This window comes from uncultured Bradyrhizobium sp., from assembly GCF_936928535.1.
Taxonomy (GTDB): Bacteria; Pseudomonadota; Alphaproteobacteria; order Rhizobiales; family Xanthobacteraceae; genus Bradyrhizobium.
On record NZ_CAKZHY010000126.1, the window covers coordinates 20,502 to 41,377 of the forward strand.

23 protein-coding genes are annotated in these 20,876 nt (G+C 64.0%); 20 read left to right on the forward strand and 3 right to left on the reverse strand.

Translation table 11 applies throughout. The features are described from left to right. Positions 1–44: 44 nt before the first annotated feature. Positions 45–1,400, forward strand: coding sequence for an Nramp family divalent metal transporter (locus tag Q0687_RS26240; RefSeq protein WP_298883430.1), 1,356 nt, complete (start codon positions 45–47; stop codon positions 1,398–1,400). Between the two features lie 5 nt (positions 1,401–1,405). Here the strand turns inward: Q0687_RS26240 and Q0687_RS26245 are convergent, their stop codons facing one another. Both Q0687_RS26245 and Q0687_RS26250 read right to left on the reverse strand, forming a co-directional pair. Beyond that, on the reverse strand, positions 1,406–2,182 hold the full coding sequence (locus Q0687_RS26245; RefSeq protein WP_298883433.1) for an arginyltransferase: 777 nt from the start codon (positions 2,180–2,182) through the stop codon (positions 1,406–1,408). Positions 2,183–2,312: 130 nt separating this feature from the next. Next, positions 2,313–2,861: an RDD family protein gene (locus tag Q0687_RS26250; protein ID WP_298883436.1), complete on the reverse strand. Its 549-nt coding sequence runs from the start codon at positions 2,859–2,861 to the stop codon at positions 2,313–2,315. A gap of 195 nt (positions 2,862–3,056) precedes the next feature. Here Q0687_RS26250 and Q0687_RS26255 point away from each other — a divergent pair, with 195 nt between their 5' ends. Further along, the gene (locus tag Q0687_RS26255; RefSeq protein WP_298883439.1) at positions 3,057–3,692 is read left to right on the forward strand and encodes a DUF6151 family protein; all 636 of its coding nucleotides are present in this window, start codon (positions 3,057–3,059) and stop codon (positions 3,690–3,692) included. A 93-nt stretch (positions 3,693–3,785) separates the two neighbouring features. Here the strand turns inward: Q0687_RS26255 and hemB are convergent, their stop codons facing one another. Beyond that, positions 3,786–4,847, reverse strand: coding sequence for a porphobilinogen synthase (hemB, locus tag Q0687_RS26260; protein WP_298883442.1), 1,062 nt, complete (start codon positions 4,845–4,847; stop codon positions 3,786–3,788). Positions 4,848–4,970: 123 nt separating this feature from the next. Here hemB and Q0687_RS26265 point away from each other — a divergent pair, with 123 nt between their 5' ends. From Q0687_RS26265 to Q0687_RS26350, 18 genes are all read left to right on the forward strand, one after another. Then, positions 4,971–5,462: a DUF6163 family protein gene (locus Q0687_RS26265; RefSeq protein ID WP_298883444.1), complete on the forward strand. Its 492-nt coding sequence runs from the start codon at positions 4,971–4,973 to the stop codon at positions 5,460–5,462. 516 nt (positions 5,463–5,978) lie between these two features. After that, positions 5,979–6,497 carry a MarR family winged helix-turn-helix transcriptional regulator gene (locus tag Q0687_RS26270; RefSeq protein ID WP_027529973.1) on the forward strand — a complete coding sequence of 173 codons (519 nt, stop codon included), beginning with the start codon at positions 5,979–5,981 and terminating at the stop codon, positions 6,495–6,497. Positions 6,498–6,695: 198 nt separating this feature from the next. Beyond that, complete coding sequence (locus Q0687_RS26275; protein ID WP_298883448.1) at positions 6,696–6,929, forward strand: hypothetical protein; 234 nt, start codon at positions 6,696–6,698, stop codon at positions 6,927–6,929. Positions 6,930–6,966: 37 nt separating this feature from the next. Beyond that, positions 6,967–7,188 (forward strand): hypothetical protein, encoded by a 222-nt coding sequence (locus Q0687_RS26280; RefSeq protein WP_128951430.1) that lies wholly within the window; start codon positions 6,967–6,969, stop codon positions 7,186–7,188. 293 nt (positions 7,189–7,481) lie between these two features. Beyond that, a complete protein-coding gene (glyA, locus tag Q0687_RS26285; protein ID WP_298883455.1) occupies positions 7,482–8,780 on the forward strand; it encodes a serine hydroxymethyltransferase in 1,299 nt (432 codons plus the stop codon). A gap of 29 nt (positions 8,781–8,809) precedes the next feature. After that, complete coding sequence (gene nrdR, locus Q0687_RS26290) at positions 8,810–9,292, forward strand: transcriptional regulator NrdR (RefSeq protein WP_027529969.1); 483 nt, start codon at positions 8,810–8,812, stop codon at positions 9,290–9,292. After that, positions 9,289–10,437, forward strand: a complete 1,149-nt coding sequence (ribD, locus tag Q0687_RS26295; RefSeq protein ID WP_298883458.1) for a bifunctional diaminohydroxyphosphoribosylaminopyrimidine deaminase/5-amino-6-(5-phosphoribosylamino)uracil reductase RibD — start codon at positions 9,289–9,291, stop codon at positions 10,435–10,437. Before nrdR ends, ribD begins: the two co-directional genes overlap by 4 nt. 1 nt (position 10,438) lies before the next feature. Further along, a complete protein-coding gene (locus tag Q0687_RS26300) occupies positions 10,439–11,065 on the forward strand; it encodes a riboflavin synthase (protein WP_298883460.1) in 627 nt (208 codons plus the stop codon). A 113-nt stretch (positions 11,066–11,178) separates the two neighbouring features. Further along, positions 11,179–11,670 carry a 6,7-dimethyl-8-ribityllumazine synthase gene (gene ribH, locus Q0687_RS26305; RefSeq protein ID WP_298883462.1) on the forward strand — a complete coding sequence of 164 codons (492 nt, stop codon included), beginning with the start codon at positions 11,179–11,181 and terminating at the stop codon, positions 11,668–11,670. Between the two features lie 3 nt (positions 11,671–11,673). Beyond that, positions 11,674–12,168: a transcription antitermination factor NusB gene (nusB, locus tag Q0687_RS26310; protein ID WP_298883464.1), complete on the forward strand. Its 495-nt coding sequence runs from the start codon at positions 11,674–11,676 to the stop codon at positions 12,166–12,168. 154 nt (positions 12,169–12,322) lie between these two features. Next, a complete protein-coding gene (gene thiL, locus Q0687_RS26315) occupies positions 12,323–13,315 on the forward strand; it encodes a thiamine-phosphate kinase (protein ID WP_298883467.1) in 993 nt (330 codons plus the stop codon). 102 nt (positions 13,316–13,417) lie between these two features. Further along, the gene (locus tag Q0687_RS26320; protein WP_298883469.1) at positions 13,418–14,023 is read left to right on the forward strand and encodes a hypothetical protein; all 606 of its coding nucleotides are present in this window, start codon (positions 13,418–13,420) and stop codon (positions 14,021–14,023) included. A gap of 90 nt (positions 14,024–14,113) precedes the next feature. Next, positions 14,114–14,722 (forward strand): hypothetical protein, encoded by a 609-nt coding sequence (locus tag Q0687_RS26325; protein WP_298883472.1) that lies wholly within the window; start codon positions 14,114–14,116, stop codon positions 14,720–14,722. Positions 14,723–14,945: 223 nt separating this feature from the next. Next, the gene (locus Q0687_RS26330; protein WP_298883475.1) at positions 14,946–17,066 is read left to right on the forward strand and encodes a sodium-translocating pyrophosphatase; all 2,121 of its coding nucleotides are present in this window, start codon (positions 14,946–14,948) and stop codon (positions 17,064–17,066) included. Positions 17,067–17,345: 279 nt separating this feature from the next. Further along, positions 17,346–17,510 (forward strand): hypothetical protein, encoded by a 165-nt coding sequence (locus Q0687_RS26335; protein WP_298883479.1) that lies wholly within the window; start codon positions 17,346–17,348, stop codon positions 17,508–17,510. A gap of 1 nt (position 17,511) precedes the next feature. Further along, positions 17,512–19,062, forward strand: coding sequence for an amino acid adenylation domain-containing protein (locus Q0687_RS26340; RefSeq protein WP_298883482.1), 1,551 nt, complete (start codon positions 17,512–17,514; stop codon positions 19,060–19,062). Positions 19,063–19,097: 35 nt separating this feature from the next. After that, complete coding sequence (locus Q0687_RS26345; protein WP_298883483.1) at positions 19,098–20,576, forward strand: hypothetical protein; 1,479 nt, start codon at positions 19,098–19,100, stop codon at positions 20,574–20,576. Next, complete coding sequence (locus Q0687_RS26350) at positions 20,573–20,845, forward strand: acyl carrier protein (protein WP_298883485.1); 273 nt, start codon at positions 20,573–20,575, stop codon at positions 20,843–20,845. The genes Q0687_RS26345 and Q0687_RS26350 overlap by 4 nt, the downstream gene beginning before the upstream one ends. Positions 20,846–20,876: the final 31 nt, after the last annotated feature.

The following is a 20,876-nucleotide window of genomic DNA, read 5'->3' on the forward strand; positions in this document are numbered from 1 at the left end:
TGCAAATGAGTTGCAATAAGAGCCGACTTCGGTATTCTCGCCCCATGGATGCAAGATCGCCCGATTTGATCCCCGACACCGCCGCCGGCTGGCGCAATGGTGCGCCCGCGACCAAGAGCCTGGCCGAGGTGAATGCCACTGTGGCCATCCCTACGGCCGGGGCGTGGTGGCGGCGGCTGCTCGCCTTCGTCGGCCCGGGCTACATGGTCTCGGTCGGCTACATGGACCCCGGCAATTGGGCGACCGACCTCGCCGGCGGGTCGAAATTCGGCTACACGCTGCTCTCGGTCATTCTGCTCTCGAGCCTGATGGCGATCCTGCTGCAGTCGCTGGCGGCTCGGCTCGGCATCGTCACCGACCGCGACCTCGCGCAGGCCTGCCGCGCCTCCTATTCGCCCGCGGTGAATATGCTGCTCTGGCTCGCGTGCGAGGCGGCGATCATCGCCTGCGATCTCGCCGAGGTGATCGGCACTGCGATCGCACTGAAACTCCTGTTCGGCATTCCCCTGGTCGGCGGTGCGCTGATCGCAGCGCTTGATGCGTTCCTGCTGCTCATCCTGATGAACCGCGGCTTCCGCTTCCTTGAAGCGTTCGTCATGGCGCTGCTGGCGGTGATCGCGGTCTGCTTTGCGGTGCAGATCGTGGCCGCGGCGCCGCCGGTGGCCGAGGTGCTGCGCGGCTTTGCGCCGAAGACCGAGATCTTCACCAATTCCGAGATGCTCTACATCGCGATCGGCATCATCGGAGCGACCGTGATGCCGCACAATCTCTATCTGCACTCCTCGATCGTGCAGACGCGCGCCTATGCGCGCGACGACGAGGGCCGGCGCGACGCTATCAAATGGGCGACGACGGATTCCACCATCGCGCTGATGCTGGCGCTGTTCATCAATGCCGCGATCCTGGTGGTGGCGGCCGCGACGTTCCACAGAAGCGGCCATGCCGACGTCGCCGAGATCGGCCAAGCTTTCGAGCTGCTGTCGCCGCTGCTTGGCCTCGGTATCGCCTCGACGTTGTTCGCGGTGGCGCTGCTGGCCTCGGGTCTGAATTCAACGGTCACCGCGACGCTCGCCGGCCAGATCGTGATGGAAGGTTTTCTCGACCTGCGCCTGCCGAGCTGGGCGCGCCGCCTCGTCACGCGCGGCATCGCCATCATTCCGGTGATCGTCGTCACCGCGATCTATGGCGAGCGCGGCACGGCGGATCTGCTGGTGTTCAGCCAGGTCGTGCTGTCGATGCAGCTGCCCTTCGCCGTGATCCCGCTGGTGCGGTTCGTGTCGGATCGCCGCAAGATGGGCCAGTTCGCGATTGCACCATACGTCGCCGCGCTCGCCTGGATCGTCGCGGGCGTGATCGTGGTTTTGAACGTGAAGCTGCTGGTGGATACGTTGTCCGGCTGAACGCGTCAGTCCTGCGGCTCTGACGTCGCATCGCCTTGCGCGTCGATGCGCAGCCAGCCCGAGGGCGCGAGGCGCTGCTGCGGCAGGAAGCGGGCCTTGTAGTCCATCTTCTTGGAGCCTTCGATCCAGTAGCCGAGATAGACGTAAGGCAGGCCTTGCCGGCGTGCGCGCGCGATATGGTCGAGGATCATGAAGGTGCCCATCGAGCGCGAGACCTGGCTCGGCTCGAAGAACGAATAGACCATCGACAGGCCGTCGCTGAGCACGTCGGTGAGTGCGACCGCGATCAGCTCCTCGCCGCGGCCGGTGAGGCCGCTGTCGGGACCCCGCCTGCGATACTCGATGATGCGGGTCTCGACATGGCTGTCCTCGACCATCATGGCGTAGTCGAGCACCGTCATGTCGGCCATGCCGCCATGGCGATGGCGGGCGTCCAGATAGGCGCGAAACACCGAATATTGCTCTGACGTCGGCACCGCGCTGCGCTGCTCGCCGATGATGTCGGCATTGCGCGCCATCACCTTGCGGAAATTGCGGGACGGGCGAAACTCGTTGGCGACGACCCGGACCGAGACGCAGGCCCGGCACTGGTCGCAGGCCGGCCGGTACGCGATCGACTGGCTGCGGCGGAACCCACCATGGGTCAGGAGGTCGTTGAGGTCGCCGGCGCGCTCCCCCACGAGGTGCGTGAACACCTTGCGCTCATGCCGGCCCGGCAGATACGGGCAGGGGGACGGCGCCGTGAGGTAAAATTGGGGGGTGTCGCGCGAGTGCTGGGTCAAGGGACGTCGTGGGCCTCCGAAATGGGTATCAGCATCGCGCTACGAAAGCTCCCGGTCAATCGGTCCGCTAGGCTGGTCAGATCATCCAGTCTAGCGGATCCGGGTTAGTAGGTCCTTGATCACCAGGCTCTCAATAGGTCCTTGCGGCCTGGGGCACCGGCGCGCGGACCGAATTGTTGATCACGACCGTTCCCAGCACGAAATCGTGCAGCAGGCGCCGGCGGCCGTTGAAGAGGCCGACGAGAACCACGAAGGGCGAGAGGAACGAAACCGACACCCAGAACAGCACGGCGTGGGTGGCGCCGAGGACAAAGTAGCCGGGCGCGCCGTACCAGGTGCGCAACTCGAGGTCCATGATCCGCATCCCGACGGTCGCCGACGAGGGGCCACCAATGCAGGCGCCGTAATAGACGATGGCCCAGATCACGGAGGCCGGCCAGGCCAGCCAGAACAGCGCCCAGCCGAGGCCGAGCGTCACCACGCCGAACACCGCGATGAAGATGTAGCCGAGGATGACGGGGACGGAGATCACGACCATGTCGATCAGGAATGCGAATACGCGCCGCGTCGCAACGCCGCGGAACAGTTCCGGATGCCGATAGGGATCGTAGGCATGCGCCTGCGCGCCGCCGTCATTGCGCCAGACACCGCTGTCGTTTGGCGAACCCGAGGTGGACATGAGCTTCCCTTCCGCTTTCGGATCTCTCACCCCGCAGCACATGGGAACCATCCGGCCACACGCCAAGGCTGTCGGCCGGTCAACACTGCAAAATATTCGGGCGATTCGGCGGCCGCCGGCGCTTGCGCGGTTCATGATTTGCATCATGCTGCGTGGGGCGAGGGTGCAATTCCGGCGCCCGACAGGATGATCTTCATGGGTGGTCAGGTCGAATTGCGTTGCCGCTGCGGCAGTGTCCGCGCCGTGGTCGCGGGTGTGTCACCGCAAACGGTCAATCGTGTGGTCTGCTACTGCGACGACTGCCAGGCTTTCCTGCATCAGCTCGGCCGCGCCGATCTGTTGAACGCGAAAGGCGGCAGCGACATTGTCCAGGTCGCGCCGTCGACGCTCGCGTTTGTGCAGGGGCAGGACCGGATCGCGGGGATACGACTGAGCCCGAAAGGCCTGTACCGGTGGTATGCAAGCTGCTGCAACGCGCCGATCGGCAATACGCTGACGCCAACCATTCCCTTTGTGGGCATCATCGCACAGGCGTTCGCGGGGGGCGCGTCGGCCGTTGACGAGGTCGCCGGAGCGCCAGTCGGCGCCATTCTCGGCAAGTATGCAGTAGGCGAGCCGCCACCGGGTTCGACGGGACTTAATCTCCCTCTCATCCTGCGCGCTATCGGCAAGGTGCTTTCATGGAAGGTGCGTGGGAAGACATGGCCGCATCCGTTCTTCAAGCGGGAAGCGCAGCAGCCGATCTATCCGATCACCGTGCTGTCGCGCGAACAACGCGATGCACTACGTCCGTTATGCGGGCCTCGGCCGAACGAGCAAACGGTGCCGTAGGGTGGGCAAAGGCGCGCTTGCGCCGTGCCCACGATGTGTCGCGATCACTACCAGATGGTGGGCACGCTTTCGCTTTGCCCACCCTACGGCAGCTCATCCTTGTGCCCGCAGCTTCTCTGCCGCCTTGGGCGCAAAATAGCTGAGCACGCCATCGGCGCCGGCGCGCTTGAAGGCGAGCAGGCTCTCCATCATCGCGCGTTCGCCGTCGAGCCAGCCGTTGTTCGCGGCGGCTGCGATCATCGCGTATTCGCCCGAGACCTGGTAGGCGAAGGTCGGCATCGCGAACGTGTCCTTCACGCGGCGAACCACGTCGAGATAGGGCATGCCGGGCTTCACCATCACCATGTCGGCACCTTCGGAGATGTCGAGCTCGACCTCGCGCAGCGCTTCGTCGGTGTTGGCGCTGTCCATCTGGTAGGTGCGCTTGTCGCCGGTGAGTGTCTTGGCCGAGCCGATGGCGTCGCGGAACGGGCCGTAAAAGGCGGAGGCGTACTTTGCCGCATAGGCCATGATCTGCACGTCGAGCAGGCCTGAGCGGTCCAGCCCCTCGCGGATCGCGGCGACGCGGCCGTCCATCATGTCCGAGGGCGCGATGATGTCGCAGCCGGCTTCGGCCTGCACCAGCGCTTGGCGCACCAGCACGGCGACCGTCTCGTCATTCAGGATCTTGCCGTCGGAGATCAGGCCGTCATGGCCGTGGCTGGTGAAGGGATCGAGCGCGACGTCGCAGAGCACGCCGATCTCGGGAAACTCCTTCTTGATTGCGCGCACCGCCTGGCAGACCAGGTTGTTCGGATTGGTCGCTTCCGAGCCTTCCTCGTCGCGCAGGGACGGCTCGGTGTAGGGAAACAACGCAAGGCAGGGGATCGTGAGCTTCATGGCGCGCTCGGCCTCGCGCACGGCCTGATCGACGCTGAGGCGCTCGACGCCAGGCATCGAGGCGATACCCTCGCGCTTGTTGCTGCCGTCGATCAGGAACAGCGGCCAGATCAGATCGTCGGTATTGAGCACGTTCTCGCGCACCATGCGCCTGGCCCACTCGGCCTTGCGGTTGCGGCGCGGGCGGACGGTCAGATCGAGGGCATGGGGCACCGCGGCACCCGTCCCGCGCGCGACCTCGCGCAGTTCGATCGGACGTCCGTATTTGATCGCCATTACTGTTCTCCCGGCTGGAATTATTCTTATACCAGCTCGCATGGTTCCCGTCACCGCGGCTTGACCTCCCGCAAGGTGATGGCAGCCGATTGATTTTGCGGGGCGAAACAGCCAGAAGGGGGCATGTCCGAGATCTCCACCCGCGATAGTGCCAATGCCAGGGATGCCGTCAGGGACAGCGCCCGAGACAGCGCGATGTCGGTCGCTGCGATCTCGTCGGAGAGACCTGAGTCCGATGACAATGTCTGGACGCGACGGCTGGTGTTGTTTCTGCGGGTGATGGCGCTGCTGTCGATCCTCAAAGGTCTCTATCACTGGGCGCAGGTGACGGGCTTCGTCGGCGGCGAGGACGAGGCGTTCGAGAACCAGTCGATGGCCTGGCAGGCCTCGACCATCTACTTCGCCGTGATCGAGCTCGTCGCTGCCGTCGGGCTTTGGTTGGCCACGCCCTGGGGCGCGGTGGTGTGGCTGACGACCGTGGTCTCGATGGCGGTGATCGAGCTGATGTTCCCCGGCATTTACGGCGGCAGTCTGATCGTCGTCGGCGTCGAGGCCTTCATGCTCGCCGCCTATCTCGCGCTCGCCTGGATGGCCGCGCGCGAACGGCCGCCGTAGGGCAGGGGCGGTTTCAACATGCACATGCTTGTGCCCCGGACGCAGCGCAGCACGCAGTGATGCGCTGCTGAGCCGGGGCCCATTGCTTCTACGACCTATGTTTTGGCCTTCTGGGTCCCGGATCTGGGCTGCGCTTGTGCGGGACACGTGCGCGAGCTACGCGAAGTCGTGGTGACTTGGTTGATCGCTGGTTGCCTCAAATTCGAGGTAACTTTTCATTGACCTAGCGTTTTCAGCCACAGCTCTTACGCGTGCGTTTCGAAACGAGGCGGGGCTGTTCTGGAATGTGACAGAAGGGCCGGACGGAGGGTGAACAGGACCTTGCCACGGTCAACAGAGGGTTGCGAAAAGTGCTTGTGGCACAGGCTTAATCAGCAATTCACTGTCTTAAATTCATGATCTCTTTATTCTCTTATTTAAGCCGATCTTCAAACGCCCCCCTTAAGTTGCACCTATCAGACGGGACACAAGTTTCGTCGAATAAGTGTCGATAAAAACGACAACAGGGGAAGTGTCATGATGAAAGCCGTCGCAACTGCGGCAGATACCGCAGAGCGCGTTTCCGGCCCGCAGGGTTCGGTTCAGTCGCTCTATCTGGAAGCTTTGACTCTGGTGGAGCGGCTGCATCGCCGGCTCCTCGACGTGATCAAGGACGAGTTCGATCGTCGTGGCCGCGCCGACATCAATTCCGTGCAGGCGCTCCTGCTCTACAACATCGGCGACAAGGAGCTGACCGCGGGCGAGCTGCGCACGCGCGGTTACTATCTCGGCTCCAACGTCTCCTATAATCTGAAGAAGCTCGTCGAGCTCGGCTTCCTCGATCATCAGCGCTCGCGCGTTGATCGCCGCTCGGTGCGCATCCGCCTGACGCCGCAGGGCCAGGAAGTCCGCCGCATCGTCGACAGCCTCTACCAGAAGCATGTCAAGACGGTGGAGCAGGTCGGTGGCATCTCGGGCGAGGAGTTCTCGACCCTCAACAAGTCGCTGCACCGCCTCGAGCGCTTCTGGACCGACCAGATCCTGTATCGCCTCTGAGTTTTAAAAGGGATCAAGGCCAAGCCGGCCCCAAACAAGACCGGCAGGCCCTCCCAACGTGCCTGACTTCCCCAAGCGCGCCGGCCCGGCTTATCCCGGACCGGTGCGTTTTGACGTTTTTTGCACTTGCGAAAAATCGCCTGATAGGCGGGAACCAGGTGCTCGCGTAGCAGTTGTCTCTCCGGATCGGAGGATGCGATGCTGGTCGAGCGCGGGTTGCAGGCAATGAACGTCGAACTCGTGAGTGATGCCTACGCCATCGCCGCGAATTACCTCCGCCGCTCCGGTGCCATTCCCGACACGCTCGTCACCAACGAGCGCCTGCTTGAGATCATCGTCAAGCTGCTCCAGCACGGCGAATTCAACAAGATCAGGCTCGCCAACGCCGCCATTGCGCGGTTCGAAGCGCAGTCCGGCGTCAGAGCGGCCTGATCAAGACTCCCAAAATCCCAGAGAACCAGAGGGTGCCATGGAAGCCGCCATCGACCGCATCATGCAAACCTATGACCTGCTCGCCAACCGCACGTCCGCGGCGAGCGCAGAGGCGCGGGAAAAGGTGACAAACTACCTCAATACCCTGATGGAAGCCGGCGAGAAGGACACCCACAGGTTGACGGTTTGCGGCCTGACCTATCTGCGCCAGCTCGATGGCAGTGTGGACCCCGTGAAGGCCGGGTATACCGGGCTGTAGACACGGGACGGCCTGGGTGGCGACAAGCACCCGGGCCCTTTTGCCCCCCTCGGGGAAGCTCCTGGAATTGGACGGCCAAACCGGCGAATCCGCCTCTCGATGCCGGACAGTCCCGTAAGCTTGCGGGCCTCGAAGTCCTGACATCTCCACCATATCTGGCATAATTGCTGAGCCCGACCCGCAAATGCTTGGCCGGGGCGGGGCGATGTGGTAGATCGCGCTCGCCGCTTCCGATCGCCACACCAGACCCCCGTAGCCCGCCAAAAGGCTGCGGCGGTGGAGATATTCGCACGATGACCGCAGCCAAGACCGCCAACGCGCCCGATTCGTTTTTCACCGCCTCGCTCGAGCAGGCCGACCCGGAAATCGCCGCCGCCATCAAGGGTGAGCTCGGCCGGCAGCGCCATGAAGTCGAGCTGATCGCCTCCGAGAACATCGTGAGCCGGGCCGTGCTGGAAGCGCAGGGTTCGGTGATGACCAACAAATATGCGGAGGGTTATCCGGGCGCGCGGTACTATGGCGGTTGTGAGTGGGTCGACGTCGCCGAGAACCTCGCGATTGATCGTGCCAAGAAGCTGTTTGGCGCTGGCTTCGCCAACGTGCAGCCGAACTCCGGCAGCCAGATGAACCAGGCGGTGTTTCTGGCGCTGCTCCAGCCCGGCGACACCTTCATGGGTCTCGATCTTGCGGCGGGCGGCCATCTCACCCACGGCTCGCCCGTCAACATGAGCGGCAAGTGGTTCAAGGCCTCGCACTACACCGTGCGCCGCGAGGATCAGATCATCGACATGGACGCGGTCCAGAAGCAGGCCGAAGAGGTCAAGCCGAAGCTGATCGTCGCCGGCGGCTCGGCCTATTCGCGCGCCTGGGACTTCAAGCGTTTCCGCGAGATCGCGGACAGCGTCGGCGCGTACCTGCTGGTCGACATGGCGCATTTCGCGGGTCTCGTCGCCGGCGGCGTGCATGCTTCGCCCGTGCCTTATGCCCACGTGACCACCACGACCACGCACAAGTCGCTGCGCGGCCCGCGCGGCGGTCTGATGCTGTGGAACGACGAGGCGCTGACCAAGAAGTTCAACTCGGCGATCTTCCCGGGCCTGCAGGGCGGCCCGCTGATGCACGTGATCGCGGCGAAGGCGGTTGCCTTCGGCGAGGCGCTGCGTCCGGACTTCAAGGTCTATGCGAAGAACGTCGTCGAGAACGCCAAGGCTCTCGCCGAGGCGATGAAGAGCCACGGCTTCGATATTGTCTCCGGCGGTACCGATAACCATCTCATGCTGGTCGACCTCCGGCCGAAGGGCCTGAAGGGTAACGTCTCGGAGAAGGCGCTGGTTCGCGCCGCTATTACCTGCAACAAGAACGGTATTCCCTTCGACCCCCAGTCGCCGTTCGTCACCTCCGGAATTCGGCTGGGCACGCCGGCGGCGACGACCCGAGGCTTCGGCGTCGCCGAATTCCAGCAGGTCGGCGGCATGATTGCCGAGGTCCTCAACGCGATCGCGCAGTCCGACGACGGCAAGGCGCCGCTGGTCGAGGCCGCGATCAAGGAGCGGGTCAAGGCGCTCACCGATCGCTTCCCGATCTATCAGTAAGGCCAAGGAAAACTGGTTAAGGTCAACGGATGCGCTGCCCGAACTGCAACAGTCTCGATACGCAGGTAAAGGACTCGCGTCCGACCGAGGATTCTTCCGTTATTCGCAGGCGGCGCGTGTGCGTCGCCTGCGAATTCCGTTTCACCACCTTCGAGCGCGTGCAGCTGCGCGAGCTCACAGTGATCAAGCGCAACGGCCGTCGGGTGCCATTCGATCGCGACAAACTGATGCGTTCGGTCTCGATCTCCTTGCGCAAGCGGCCGGTCGAGCCTGAAAGGGTGGAGAAGATGGTCTCCACCATCGTGCGCGAGCTCGAGACCGGGGGCGAGGCCGAGATCTCATCCGAGGTGATCGGCGAGACCGTGATGGAGCATCTGCGCACGCTCGACGACGTCGCCTATGTGCGCTTCGCCTCCGTCTATCGCAATTTCCGCGAGGCCAAGGATTTCGCCGACGTGCTCGGCGAGCTCTCCGGTGAGGAGGAAGCGCGGCTCGCCGCGATCCGCAAATGATCTTCCGCATCCTGGAGGATCAGTTCGCCCAGAAGATCCGCGACTCCAAGGACGCCGATCGCCGCTTCATGCAGCTTGCACTCGCGCTCGGTCGGCGCGGGCAGGGGTGTACCTGGCCCAATCCGGCGGTGGGCGCTGTTATCGTCAAGGACGGCGTCATCGTCGGCCGCGGCTGGACGCAAGCAGGTGGACGGCCGCATGCTGAGGTTGAAGCGCTCCGGCGGGCAGGCGAGGCAGCGCGCGGCGCCACGCTCTATGTCACGCTCGAACCCTGCTCGCATTTCGGCAAGTCGCCGCCCTGCGCCGACGCGGTGATCGCGGCCGGCATCACGCGCGTGGTGGCGGCGATCGAGGATCCCAATCCGGACGTTGCAGGGCAGGGCCATGCGCGTCTGCGCGCCGCCGGCATCACCGTGGATGTGGGCCTGTGCGCGGCGGAGGCTGCGTTCGACCACGCCGGCCATTTTCGCCGTATCAGGGACAAGCGTCCGCATGTGATCCTGAAGCTTGCGATCTCGCCCGACGGCAAGATCGGCGCTGAAGGCGGTAAGCCGCTCGCGATCACGGGCGAGGCGGTGCGCGATCGCGTGCATCTGCTCCGCGCCTCGAGCGACGCCATCCTGGTCGGCATCGGCACCGTGCTGGCTGATGATCCGCAGCTCAATTGCCGCCTGCCGGGCATGGCGGCGCGCTCGCCGGTGCGGGTGGTGCTCGACCAGAGCCTGCGCATTCCGGCCGCGAGCCAGTTGGCGCGCACCGCGCGCGAGACGCCGCTTTGGGTGATAGCTTCCGAGCTGGCTGAAGCTGCGGCCGCGACCCGCCTTGGCGCAGCCGGTGCGCAAATCCTGCGCATGCCGCCGAACGGTGCATCCAGGCTCGACCTTGCGGCCACGCTGCGCGCACTCGCCGACAAAGGCATCACGCGGCTGATGGTCGAGGGCGGTAGCCGTGTTGCGGCCTCCTTCGTGTCCGCCGACCTCGTCGACGAGATCTGGCTGTTCCGCGGAGCGGAAGAGGTGGGCGCCGGTGGGGTCGATGCGCTCGATGCATTGCCCCTGTCGAAAATCACGCAGTCGCAGGCCTACAAGGTTCATGCTAGCGAGACATTCGGCCCCGATACTCTCACCGTCTACGAGCGCGCCTAGCATGTTCACCGGCATTGTCACCGATATCGGCGAGATCGTCAGCTTCAAGCCTGTGGCGCAGGGGCAATTGCACCGTCTGCGCATCGCTTGCAGCTACGATCAGGCCACCATCGCCGATGGCGCCTCGATTGCCAGCAATGGCGTGTGCCTCACCGTGGTTGCTTCCGGCGTCGCTGATGGCAAGGATTCTAAGCAAAGAACCTGGTATGATGTCGATGCCGCCGCCGAGACGCTGGCGTTGACGACGGCAAAGCACTGGAAGTTGGGCACCAAGCTCAATCTTGAACGCGCGCTCAAGATCGGTGACGAGCTCGGCGGCCACATCGTCGCCGGCCATGCCGACGGGATTGCGACCATCGTCAGCCGCGAGGACCTGCCCGACATGGCGCGGTTCGAGCTCTCCACGACGCGGGAGCTGGCGCGCTTCATCGCCACCAAGGGCTCGATTACGCTCGACGGCGTCTCGCTGACGGTCAATACGGTCAAGGACGTGACCTTTTCGGTGCTGATCATTCCGCATACGCTGGAAGTCACGACGATCGGCGGCTGGAAGGCGGGCAGTGAGGTTAATATCGAGGTCGATCTGATGGCCCGCTATGCGGCGCGGCTCACGGAAATGACGGCGTAGCCGTCATTCCGGGTTCGCTTCGCGCCCCGGAATGACTGTACCCTTTTGAACTTGGCTTGCCGGCTCGCGGCGACTACATAACGGCCCGACCCAGAATAGACGGATTTTGAACGATGGCAGACGCGCGGCGCGCACCCCTGAAGGACCAGACCGACATTTCAGGCGCACGTGCGCTTGTCGTCGAGGCGCGGTTCTATGACGATCTCCAGGATGCGCTTCTGGACGGCGCGGTCACTGAACTGAAGGCCGCGGGCCTGTCCCATGACGTCATCACGGTCCCCGGCGCGCTGGAGATCCCGGCCGCGGTAGCCATCGCGGTCGACGCGGCTGCCGCGAACGGCAAGCCCTATGACGCGGTGATCGCGCTTGGCTGCGTCATCCGCGGCGATACGATCCATTTCGAGATCGTCTCGCAGGAATCCTCGCGCGCGCTGATGGACCTTGCGGTCGCGCGAAAACTGCCGCTCGGCAACGGCATCCTCACCGTCAACAACGAGGACCAGGCCTGGGCGCGGGCGCGTGCCAGCGAGCTCAACAAGGGCGGTGATGCCGCACGCGCGGCGCTTGCGATGCTGCGCATCAAGCGCCGCCTGGCGCGGGCCTGAGCCATGGCTGACCACAGGAAACCGGCTGCGACTGCGGAGAAGAAAGCCAACCGGCGCGGTGCGGCGCGGCTCGCCGCCGTCCAGGCGCTGTACCAGATGGACATCGCCGGTGCCGGCATCAACGACATCTTTGCCGAATTTGAAAGCCACTGGCTCGGCAATGAGGTCGAGGGCGACACTTATCTGCCGGCGGAAGCCGCGTTCTTCCGCGACGTCGTCTCCGGCGTCGTGCGCGACCAGAAGAAGCTCGATCCGCTGATCGATGAGGCGCTGTCGAAGGGCTGGCCGCTCAAGCGCATCGAGGCGATACTGCGCGCGGTGCTCCGGGCAGGGGCCTACGAATTGGAGCATCGCAAGGACGTGCCGGGCCGCGTCGTGATCTCCGAATATGTCGACGTCGCCAATGCCTTCGTCGACCGTGAGGAGACCGGCATGGTCAACGCCGTGCTCGACCAGATCGGCCGCCAGTTTCGCGGTGACGAGTTCGGGCGGGGGTAGTTGAGACGATGACGTCCGCCGTAGCCGTCATCCTGAGGTGCCGGAGCGAAGCGGAGGCCTCGAAGGACGACGGCGTGCCGCTGAGGTCGCACCTCGGCCGTGCATCTTTCGAGGCTCGCAAGGGCTCGCACCTCAGGATGACGGGTCTGCTATCGTGACGCAGAACGACGATCGAGGCTCCGCCGAAGACTCCCTCATCGCGCGCTATTTCAAGCCGCTGGCGACGGATCCCGGCGCATTCGCTCTGGTCGATGATGCCGCGATCCTGTCCTCGTCGGGCGAAGACATCGTGGTCACCACCGACGCGGTGGTCGAGGGCGTGCATTATCTTGCCACTGATCCTCCTGATACCATCGCGCGCAAGGCGCTGCGGGTGAACCTGTCTGATCTTGCCGCCAAGGGCGCTCTACCTGCCGGCTTCGTGCTGACGCTGGCGCTGCGCAGCAAGGAGGATGCCTGGCTGCGACCGTTCGCCGATGCACTCGGCGAAGACGCCAAGGCCTTTGCGTGCCCGCTGCTCGGCGGCGACACGGTGTCGACACCGGGACCGCAGATGATCTCGATCACGGCCTTCGGGCGCGTGCCGAAAGGGCGGATGGTCGGCCGCACCGGCGCAAGGCCGGGTGACTTTGTCTTTGTGACGGGAACGATCGGCGATGCCGCGCTGGGTCTCGATGTGCTCACGGGCGGTGCGACCGCGTCCGCACTGACGGACCCGGCTGCGCGGGACTTTCTCATCGACCGCTATCGCGTTCCAAGGCCGCGCAATACGCTGGCGATCGTCGTGCGCGACCACGCGAGCGCCGCGATGGATGTGTCCGACGGCCTGGCGGGTGATCTCGCCAAGCTCTGCACCGCCTCTGGCGTCAGTGCCGTGATCAACGCCCACCACGTCCCGGCGTCACCCGCTGCCGCCAGCGCGGTCTCCGCCGTCGGGCTCGAGAAGCTGGTTTCGGGTGGTGACGACTATGAGATCCTGTGCGCGGTTCCGGAAGGACGCAGCGAGGCCTTCGTGCGAGAGGCCGAGCAGGCCGGGGTAGAGGTCACGATGATCGGTACCATCATTGCCGGCCAAGGGGCGCCGCAATGGATCGACGCGCAGGGCCACGAGGTCACGCTGCGGCGATTGTCCTACAGTCATTTCTAGGTCAGGTCAGACCCGTGGTTCGCCGGGATGCGAGGCCCAGGGTCTCCGTTTTCTCGCGATGTCAGGGTAATATCGGCAATCGCAACGACGGGCTTGATTCGGATGACGGCAGCTTCAACCGCGAACACGCTGCAGATTGTTCCCGGTAGGGAATGCGGAAGCTGTTCACTGTGCTGCAAGGTCTACGACATTGTCGAGATCGGCAAGGCCGCAGGCAAATGGTGCGGGCAGTGCAAGCCCGGTCGCGGCTGCAAGATCCACGACAATTTGCCGAACCAGTGCGCGGAGTTTAACTGCCTTTGGCGGACCGACGCGGCGATGCCGGCGCAGTGGAAGCCCGACCAGGCCAAGATGGTGGCCTCCATCCAGCCGATCACCCGCAACATCCAGATCCAGGTCGACCCGGGCTTGCCGTCGGCGTGGAGCCGGCAGCCCTATCACGATCACCTGCGGCAGTGGTCCAAGAAGAACATGCCGAAAGGCATTTACGTCGTGGTCTTCGTCAATGATCAGGCCACTCTCGTGCTGCCGGACCAGGACGTGCCGCTCGGGCCTCTGACACCCGAACAGACCATCGCGGTGCGGGTGGAGCCCGGTCCGAACGGCGGCGTCTATGAGGTCAAGGTTTCGACCACGCGGACCATGCCGGACGGTCAAACCATCGAAGTCGGGTCCACGTCCCGCTATCCCGTGAGGTCGGCGGCTTAAGGCCGGCCTCTCGCAATTCTCGCGCAATCCCCGCGAAAGCCTGCGGACGTATCAGCGCCAACAGGGTTGGCAGCTGATGGGTGTGGTGGGATGACGGCAGTCATTTCGGGGGCGGGCGAGGCACCGGTTGCCCAGCACCGCGCGTGCGGAAGCTGCACGCTCTGTTGCAAGGTCTACAACGTGGTCGCGTTCGGCAAGCCCGCCGGCACCTGGTGTTCACATTGCGAGCCGAGCCTTGGCTGTACGATCCACGCCAACAGGCCAAGCGAATGCGCGGCGTTCGATTGTCTCTGGAAAACCACGCCGGCACTGCCCATGCACTGGAAGCCCGATCAGGCGAAGATGGTGCTGACGGTGCACCCGAATACCAACAACATCCAGGTCGTGGTTGATCCCGATTTGCCATCGGCCTGGACGCGGCAGCCTTATCACAGCCAGTTGCGGGTGCTGGCGAAGAGCAACATGGCGAAAGGCCATCTTGTGATCGTGTTCGTTGGCGAATTGGCGACCCTGATCCTGCCAGACCAGGATGTGCCGCTCGGGGCCCTCACGCTCGATCAGGTCGTTTCGGTGATGCTGGAGCCGGGCCCCGGCGGTGGCGCCTACGAGGTCAAGATCTTCGCCCGGCGCGCAACGGCTAGCGGGCAGACCCTGGAATTGGCGTCGGCCTCCCGTCATCCCTTGAGGTCGGCGGCCTGAAGGCTGACGGCAGCGCTCGGGATTAGGCTAAATACCTGCCGAGATCGGCTTTTTCGCACCTATCTGGCGTTGCACCCTCAATTTGATTTTGGCAAGCTCGCGACCGACTAGGGCCGCCCCTTCGGGCAGGGGCGGCCCTGTTCACATAAGGGCGCCGCTCCGCATGACGGAAAAACAACAGGCGCCGGGGGTACGTACATCAAGGATCTGAGGCAAAAATCAAATGACAGCATTATGGTTGATAGTGCTCTGCGGAGTGCTTTCCGTCGTCTACGCGATTTGGGCGACGTCTTCGGTGTTGAGTGCGGATGCGGGGTCGCCGCGCATGCAGGAGATCGCGGGAGCTGTGCGTGAAGGCGCACAGGCCTATCTCCGGCGCCAGTACACCACGATCGGCATCGTCGGCATCGTCATCTTCGTGCTGCTTGCCTATTTCCTTGGGCTCTATGTCGCGATCGGTTTCTTGATCGGCGCGATCCTGTCGGGAGCCGCCGGCTTCATCGGCATGAACGTCTCGGTCCGTGCCAACGTGCGCACCGCCCAGGCTGCGACGACGTCGCTCGCCGGCGGGCTCGAGCTCGCCTTCAAGGCGGGCGCGATCACCGGCATGCTGGTGGCCGGCCTCGCGCTGCTCGGGGTGACGCTCTATTTCGGCTTCCTGGTTCATTCCCTGGGGCTTGCACCTGACAGCCGCACCGTCATCGACGCAATGGTGGCGCTCGGCTTCGGCGCTTCGTTGATCTCGATCTTCGCCCGTCTCGGCGGCGGCATCTTCACCAAAGGTGCGGACGTCGGTGGCGATCTCGTCGGCAAGGTCGAAGCAGGCATCCCGGAAGATGATCCGCGCAACCCGGCCACCATCGCCGACAACGTCGGTGACAACGTGGGCGATTGCGCCGGCATGGCCGCCGACCTGTTCGAGACCTATGCGGTGACCGCGGTCGCAACCATGGTGCTGGCTGCGATCTTCTTCGCCAAGACGCCGATCCTGTCCAACATGATGACGCTGCCGCTCGCCATTGGCGGTGTCTGCATCATCACCTCGATCATCGGCACCTTCTTCGTGAAGCTCGGGCCGAGCCAGTCGATCATGGGTGCGCTCTACAAGGGCCTGATTGCAACCGGCGTCCTGTCGCTGATCGGCATCGCCGGCGTGATCTATTACCTGATCGGCTTCGGCAAGCTCGACGGCGTCGACTATACCGGCATGTCGCTGTTTGAATGTGGCGTGGTCGGCCTCATCGTCACCGCGCTGATCATCTGGATCACCGAGTACTACACCGGGACGGACTATCGCCCGGTGAAGTCGATTGCCCAGGCCTCGGTGACCGGTCACGGTACCAACGTGATCCAGGGCCTCGCCGTTTCGATGGAAGCGACCGCGCTGCCCGCGATCGTGATCATCGCCGGCATCCTGGTCACCTACAGCCTTGCCGGCCTGTTTGGCATCGCGATCGCGACCGCCACCATGCTGGCGCTGGCCGGCATGGTCGTTGCGCTCGACGCGTTCGGCCCGGTGACCGACAACGCCGGCGGCATCGCCGAGATGGCGGGCCTGCCCAAGGAGGTGCGCAAATCGACCGACGCGCTCGACGCGGTCGGCAACACCACCAAGGCGGTGACGAAGGGTTACGCGATCGGCTCAGCCGGTCTCGGTGCCCTCGTGCTGTTCGCGGCCTACAACCAGGACCTCAAGTTCTTCGTTGCGGACAGCGCGCATCACGCCTACTTCGCCGGCGTCAATCCGGACTTCTCGCTGAACAATCCTTACGTCGTGGTGGGCCTGCTGTTTGGCGGCCTGCTGCCGTATCTGTTCGGCGCCATGGGCATGACGGCCGTGGGCCGTGCAGCCGGTGCGATCGTCGAGGAGGTGCGGCGCCAGTTCCGCGAGAAGCCGGGGATCATGCAGGGCACCGACAAGCCTGATTACGGCAAGGCGGTCGACCTGCTCACGAAGGCGGCGATCAAGGAAATGATCATCCCCTCGCTGCTTCCGGTGCTGTCGCCGATCGTCGTCTACTTCGTGATCTATGCGATCGCGGGCGGCGGCGCGGCCGGCAAGTCGGCCGCGTTCTCGGCCGTCGGCGCGATGCTGCTCGGCGTGATCGTGACCGGCCTGTTCGTCGCGATCTCGATGACCTCGGGCGGCGGCGCCTGGGACAACGCCAAGAAGTACATCGAGGACGGCCATTTCGGCGGCAAGGGTTCGGATGCCCACAAGGCGGCCGTAACTGGCGACACCGTCGGCGATCCCTACAAGGACACGGCGGGTCCCGCGGTGAATCCGATGATCAAGATCACCAACATCGTGGCGCTCTTGCTGCTGGCGATCCTGGCGCACTGAACCGCGATACGGCGTGAGACGGAACCCCCGCGGCGCAGGCCGCGGGGGTTTTACTTTGGGGCGATCGGCATGCATCCGCCCGTCTGAGCGCGGTTCCAGAGCCGTCGTCTTTAAGGTTGTTTAACCCGCTGCACTCTAAAGTTGCGCGAGGCCTTGGCAGCATTCTAACCAAGTTCCGTAGTACGCGTTTGAGTCCTTCTCATCCCGTCTGCGGCGCGATGCGCGCTCACATGTTCAGGCGCTTGCTGCTCCGGCGGCCGGCTATGAGAGGAGGTTCGGATGCGTACACCCGCGTTCGATCAGGTGTACCGCCGTGGCCCGAACAGTCTCGCGCCGTCATTCGTGGGCTGGACCGGCAACTTCACCAACAAGCCAATTCCCGAATCCGAGATGATCGATTGGCTCACCCGTACGACTGCGCGCATTGAGCAGGTCGAGGCATAAGATGACTGCTCATAATCTGGCGCTGCATTTCGAAGAGGTCGTCGCGGTCTCGCCGGACGCCATCGCCCTGATCTGCGAAGGCGAGAGCTTCACTTTTTCCGAGCTCAACGGCTCGGCAAACCGGCTTGCACGTTGGCTGATATCGCAAGGCGTGGACAAGGGCGCCGTCGTCTGTCTCGAGCTGCCGAAGATGGCCGAGGCCTATGCTCTGGCCGTGGCTTGCATCAAGATCGGAGCGCCGTATGCGTTCCTCGATCCGGCCGCCCCCGCCGAACGTGCCCGGCTGATGCTGGAGCGATGCCGTCCCGCGCTCGTTGTCAGCGTGCGCGAGGGATTTGGTCCGCGGGCATTGATCGGCGATGACGCCGCCCGCGCGGCCTTGCAGGATGCCGTGTCGCGCCTCGACGATGCGAACCTGCCGCAAACCGCCCTGATCACCGGGGTTGACCCGGCCTATGTGATGTTCACGTCGGGATCGACGGGCGAGCCGAAAGGCGTGGTCATCCCGCACCAGGGCGTGCTTCATCTGATCGCTTGGGCAAAGCAGGATCTTGGCATCGGACCCGGCGACCGCTTGACGAATGTCAATCCGATCTACTTCGACAATTCGGTCTTCGACATCTATGCGGGATTGTTGAACGGGGCCGCGATCGTCGCGCTGGACGCGCTGAAGGGGCGGCCGCCTGCGGAGCTGGTGTCGGAGATTACGAAGCATCAGTGCACGTTCTTCTTCGCCGTGCCGACGCTCTTCATGTTTCTGGACTCCATGCATCTGTTGGGTCCCAATTGGCTGCCCAGCGTGAGCCGGTTCATGTTCGGCGGCGAGGGATTTCCGCTGGCACGGCTTCGCCGGTTTTATGACGCGTTTGCCGGCAAGGCGAAGCTGATCAATTGTTACGGCCCGACGGAAACTAGCTGCATCTGCAGTGGTTTCGAGATCGTCGAATCCACCTTTGACACCACCGACGGGCTCGCGCCCCTCGGCAAGCTCAATCCCAATTTCAGTTACCGCATCCTGGACGAGGACATGAAGCCGGTCCCCGCGGGCACGGCGGGCGAGCTGTGGCTGGGAGGCCCGGGCGTCGCTCTGGGCTACATCAACAATCCACAAGAGACGGCCCGCCGTTTCCGTCAGGATCCGCTGATCGACGGCTATCGTTCGATCCTTTATCGCAGCGGTGATCTCGTCGAGGCCGAGGCCGGAACCGGTGTGCTCCGTTTTCGCGGCCGTGCGGACAATCAGGTCAAGCTTCGGGGCTACCGCGTCGAGCTCGAGGAGATCGACCACGCGCTGGTCGCTTGCAAGGGAGTGACGCGCGCGCTCGCCGTGGTGCTTCACGATGCCGGCGGTGCTAGCCGGCTGCTGGCTGCCTATGCGGGTGCGAAGTTGGCGGAAGACGAGCTGCGCCAACACTGCGCCGCGCATCTTCCCGCCTACATGGTGCCGAGCCGGTTCATCTGGCTGGAAGACATCCCCGTCAACGCCAATGGTAAGGCAGACAGGCGTTCGGTGGCGTCACTGCTTGGTCAAGCCGTCGCAAGGGCCTCGTAAATGCCAAAGCCTGCAGTGTCCGGCTGCGTTCTCCGATGAGCGCAGAGAGCCAGCTCTACGATAACGCCGCCGCGCGTTTGCGCCTGAAGCCGTCGTGGCGGTTGATTCCTCAGATCGATCGCGACCCGAAACTTGTGGCGGATGTCCAGCAAGCCCATGGCCGCCTGCTACTTTGCTGCGCGGTCGGGCTGCTTGCGATGCTGTTCTGGCAGATCGGTATCGACTTCTCCGCGGCGGGCCTCGCGCTGGCCTGCGCCTACGCGCCGCGATACCGGCGCATCCTGATTTTTCTCGCGACCTTGCTCCTGCTGTGCCGCAACGGCTTCCTGATTGACCATGCGTTTCTCGGGCAGCTGGCGCTCAACGAAGGCGTCGCGGACCGGATCGACCAGACATCGGTGTCGGCGGCCATGCTGGTCGTGACGTTTGCGTTGTTCTCGGGATTGCTGGCGATGCAGGGATCGGGAGCCATCGCGCTTCGCCGCCCGACGCTCAGCCTGTTGCTTGCATTCCTGGCGCTGGTTGTCCTCACGCAAGCCAGTTTCATGGCCGGCACACCGCGTGTTCTGCTCTGGTCGTTCCTGATGACGTTCCAGCCCTATCTGTGGTTCCTCGCTTACGGTCTGATGGACGCGGCCAAGGAGCGATCTCCGGTGTGGCAGCATTTGAGCGTTTTTCATCCCTTCTGGGGAGCAACGCTGACCCCATTCGGGAAGGGGCTGTCCTATCTCCGCCGCTTCGAGGCCAAGACCCCCGAAGAGCTCGCGGTCACGCAACTCAAGGGCATCAAGCTTGCGGCCTGGATCCTGGTCCTGGCGATCGGCAAGATCTGTCTTGATGAAATCGTCCACGGTCAGTTGCGGCTTCCGCTGTTCGACGACAATTTGCTGCAATATCTCGCAGGTCATCCCCAGCCGCGCCTGGTGGGGTGGGCGAGCGTTGTGGTCTTCTTTGTCGACGATTTGCTCGGCATGACAGTGTTCGGCGGCGTCATCGTCGCAACGGCGCGGCTCGCCGGCTTCCGGCTGTTGCGCAACACCTATCGTCCAATGGAGTCGGCGACGCTCGCCGAGTTCTGGAACCGCTATTACTTCTACTACAAGGAGCTCCTGGTCGATCACTTCTTCTACCCGACCTTCGTTCGCTATTTCCGCGGTCAGCGGCGGCTTCGCATGTTCTTCGCGACCTTTGCCGCTGCCTGTGTCGGCAACTTGCTGTTCCATTTCATCCGCGACATTCACTTCGTCGGCGAAATGGGGCTTTGGCGGGCCGTGGTCGGCGAGCAATCCCACGCGTTCTACACGTTCGTGCTGGCGATCAGCGTGGGGCTCTCGCAGATGCGGCGCGCGCCGCAGCCAGCGCAGCGAGGATGGCTGCGCGGCCGCTTGCTGCCTTGCCTGTGGGTCGCCGGATTCTTCTGTCTCATTCACATCTTTGATGCGCCGTTGGACCGTGAGCACTCGCTCTGGCAGCGCGCAGAATTCCTGTTCTATCTCCTGGGAGTAACGACATGACCACCACAGAGCGCCCTGAAGTCAGATCGCGCATGAGGCACTACATCACGCAGCGGCTCATCATGAAGGGCGACAGCTCGCCACTGAGCGACGACGATCTGCTGTTCACCAGCGGGCGTCTCGATTCACTCGACGCGGTGGAGCTGATCATGAGTATCGAGACCGATTACGGGATCAATTTCTCCGATATCGGTTTCGACCTGACGCGCCTGGACTCGATCTCGGCAATCGCCGGGCTGGTGCAGCAGCCGTCGGCCGAACCTGCCTGAAACCAGGCGCGGGAAGCGGGTCGGGGATGTG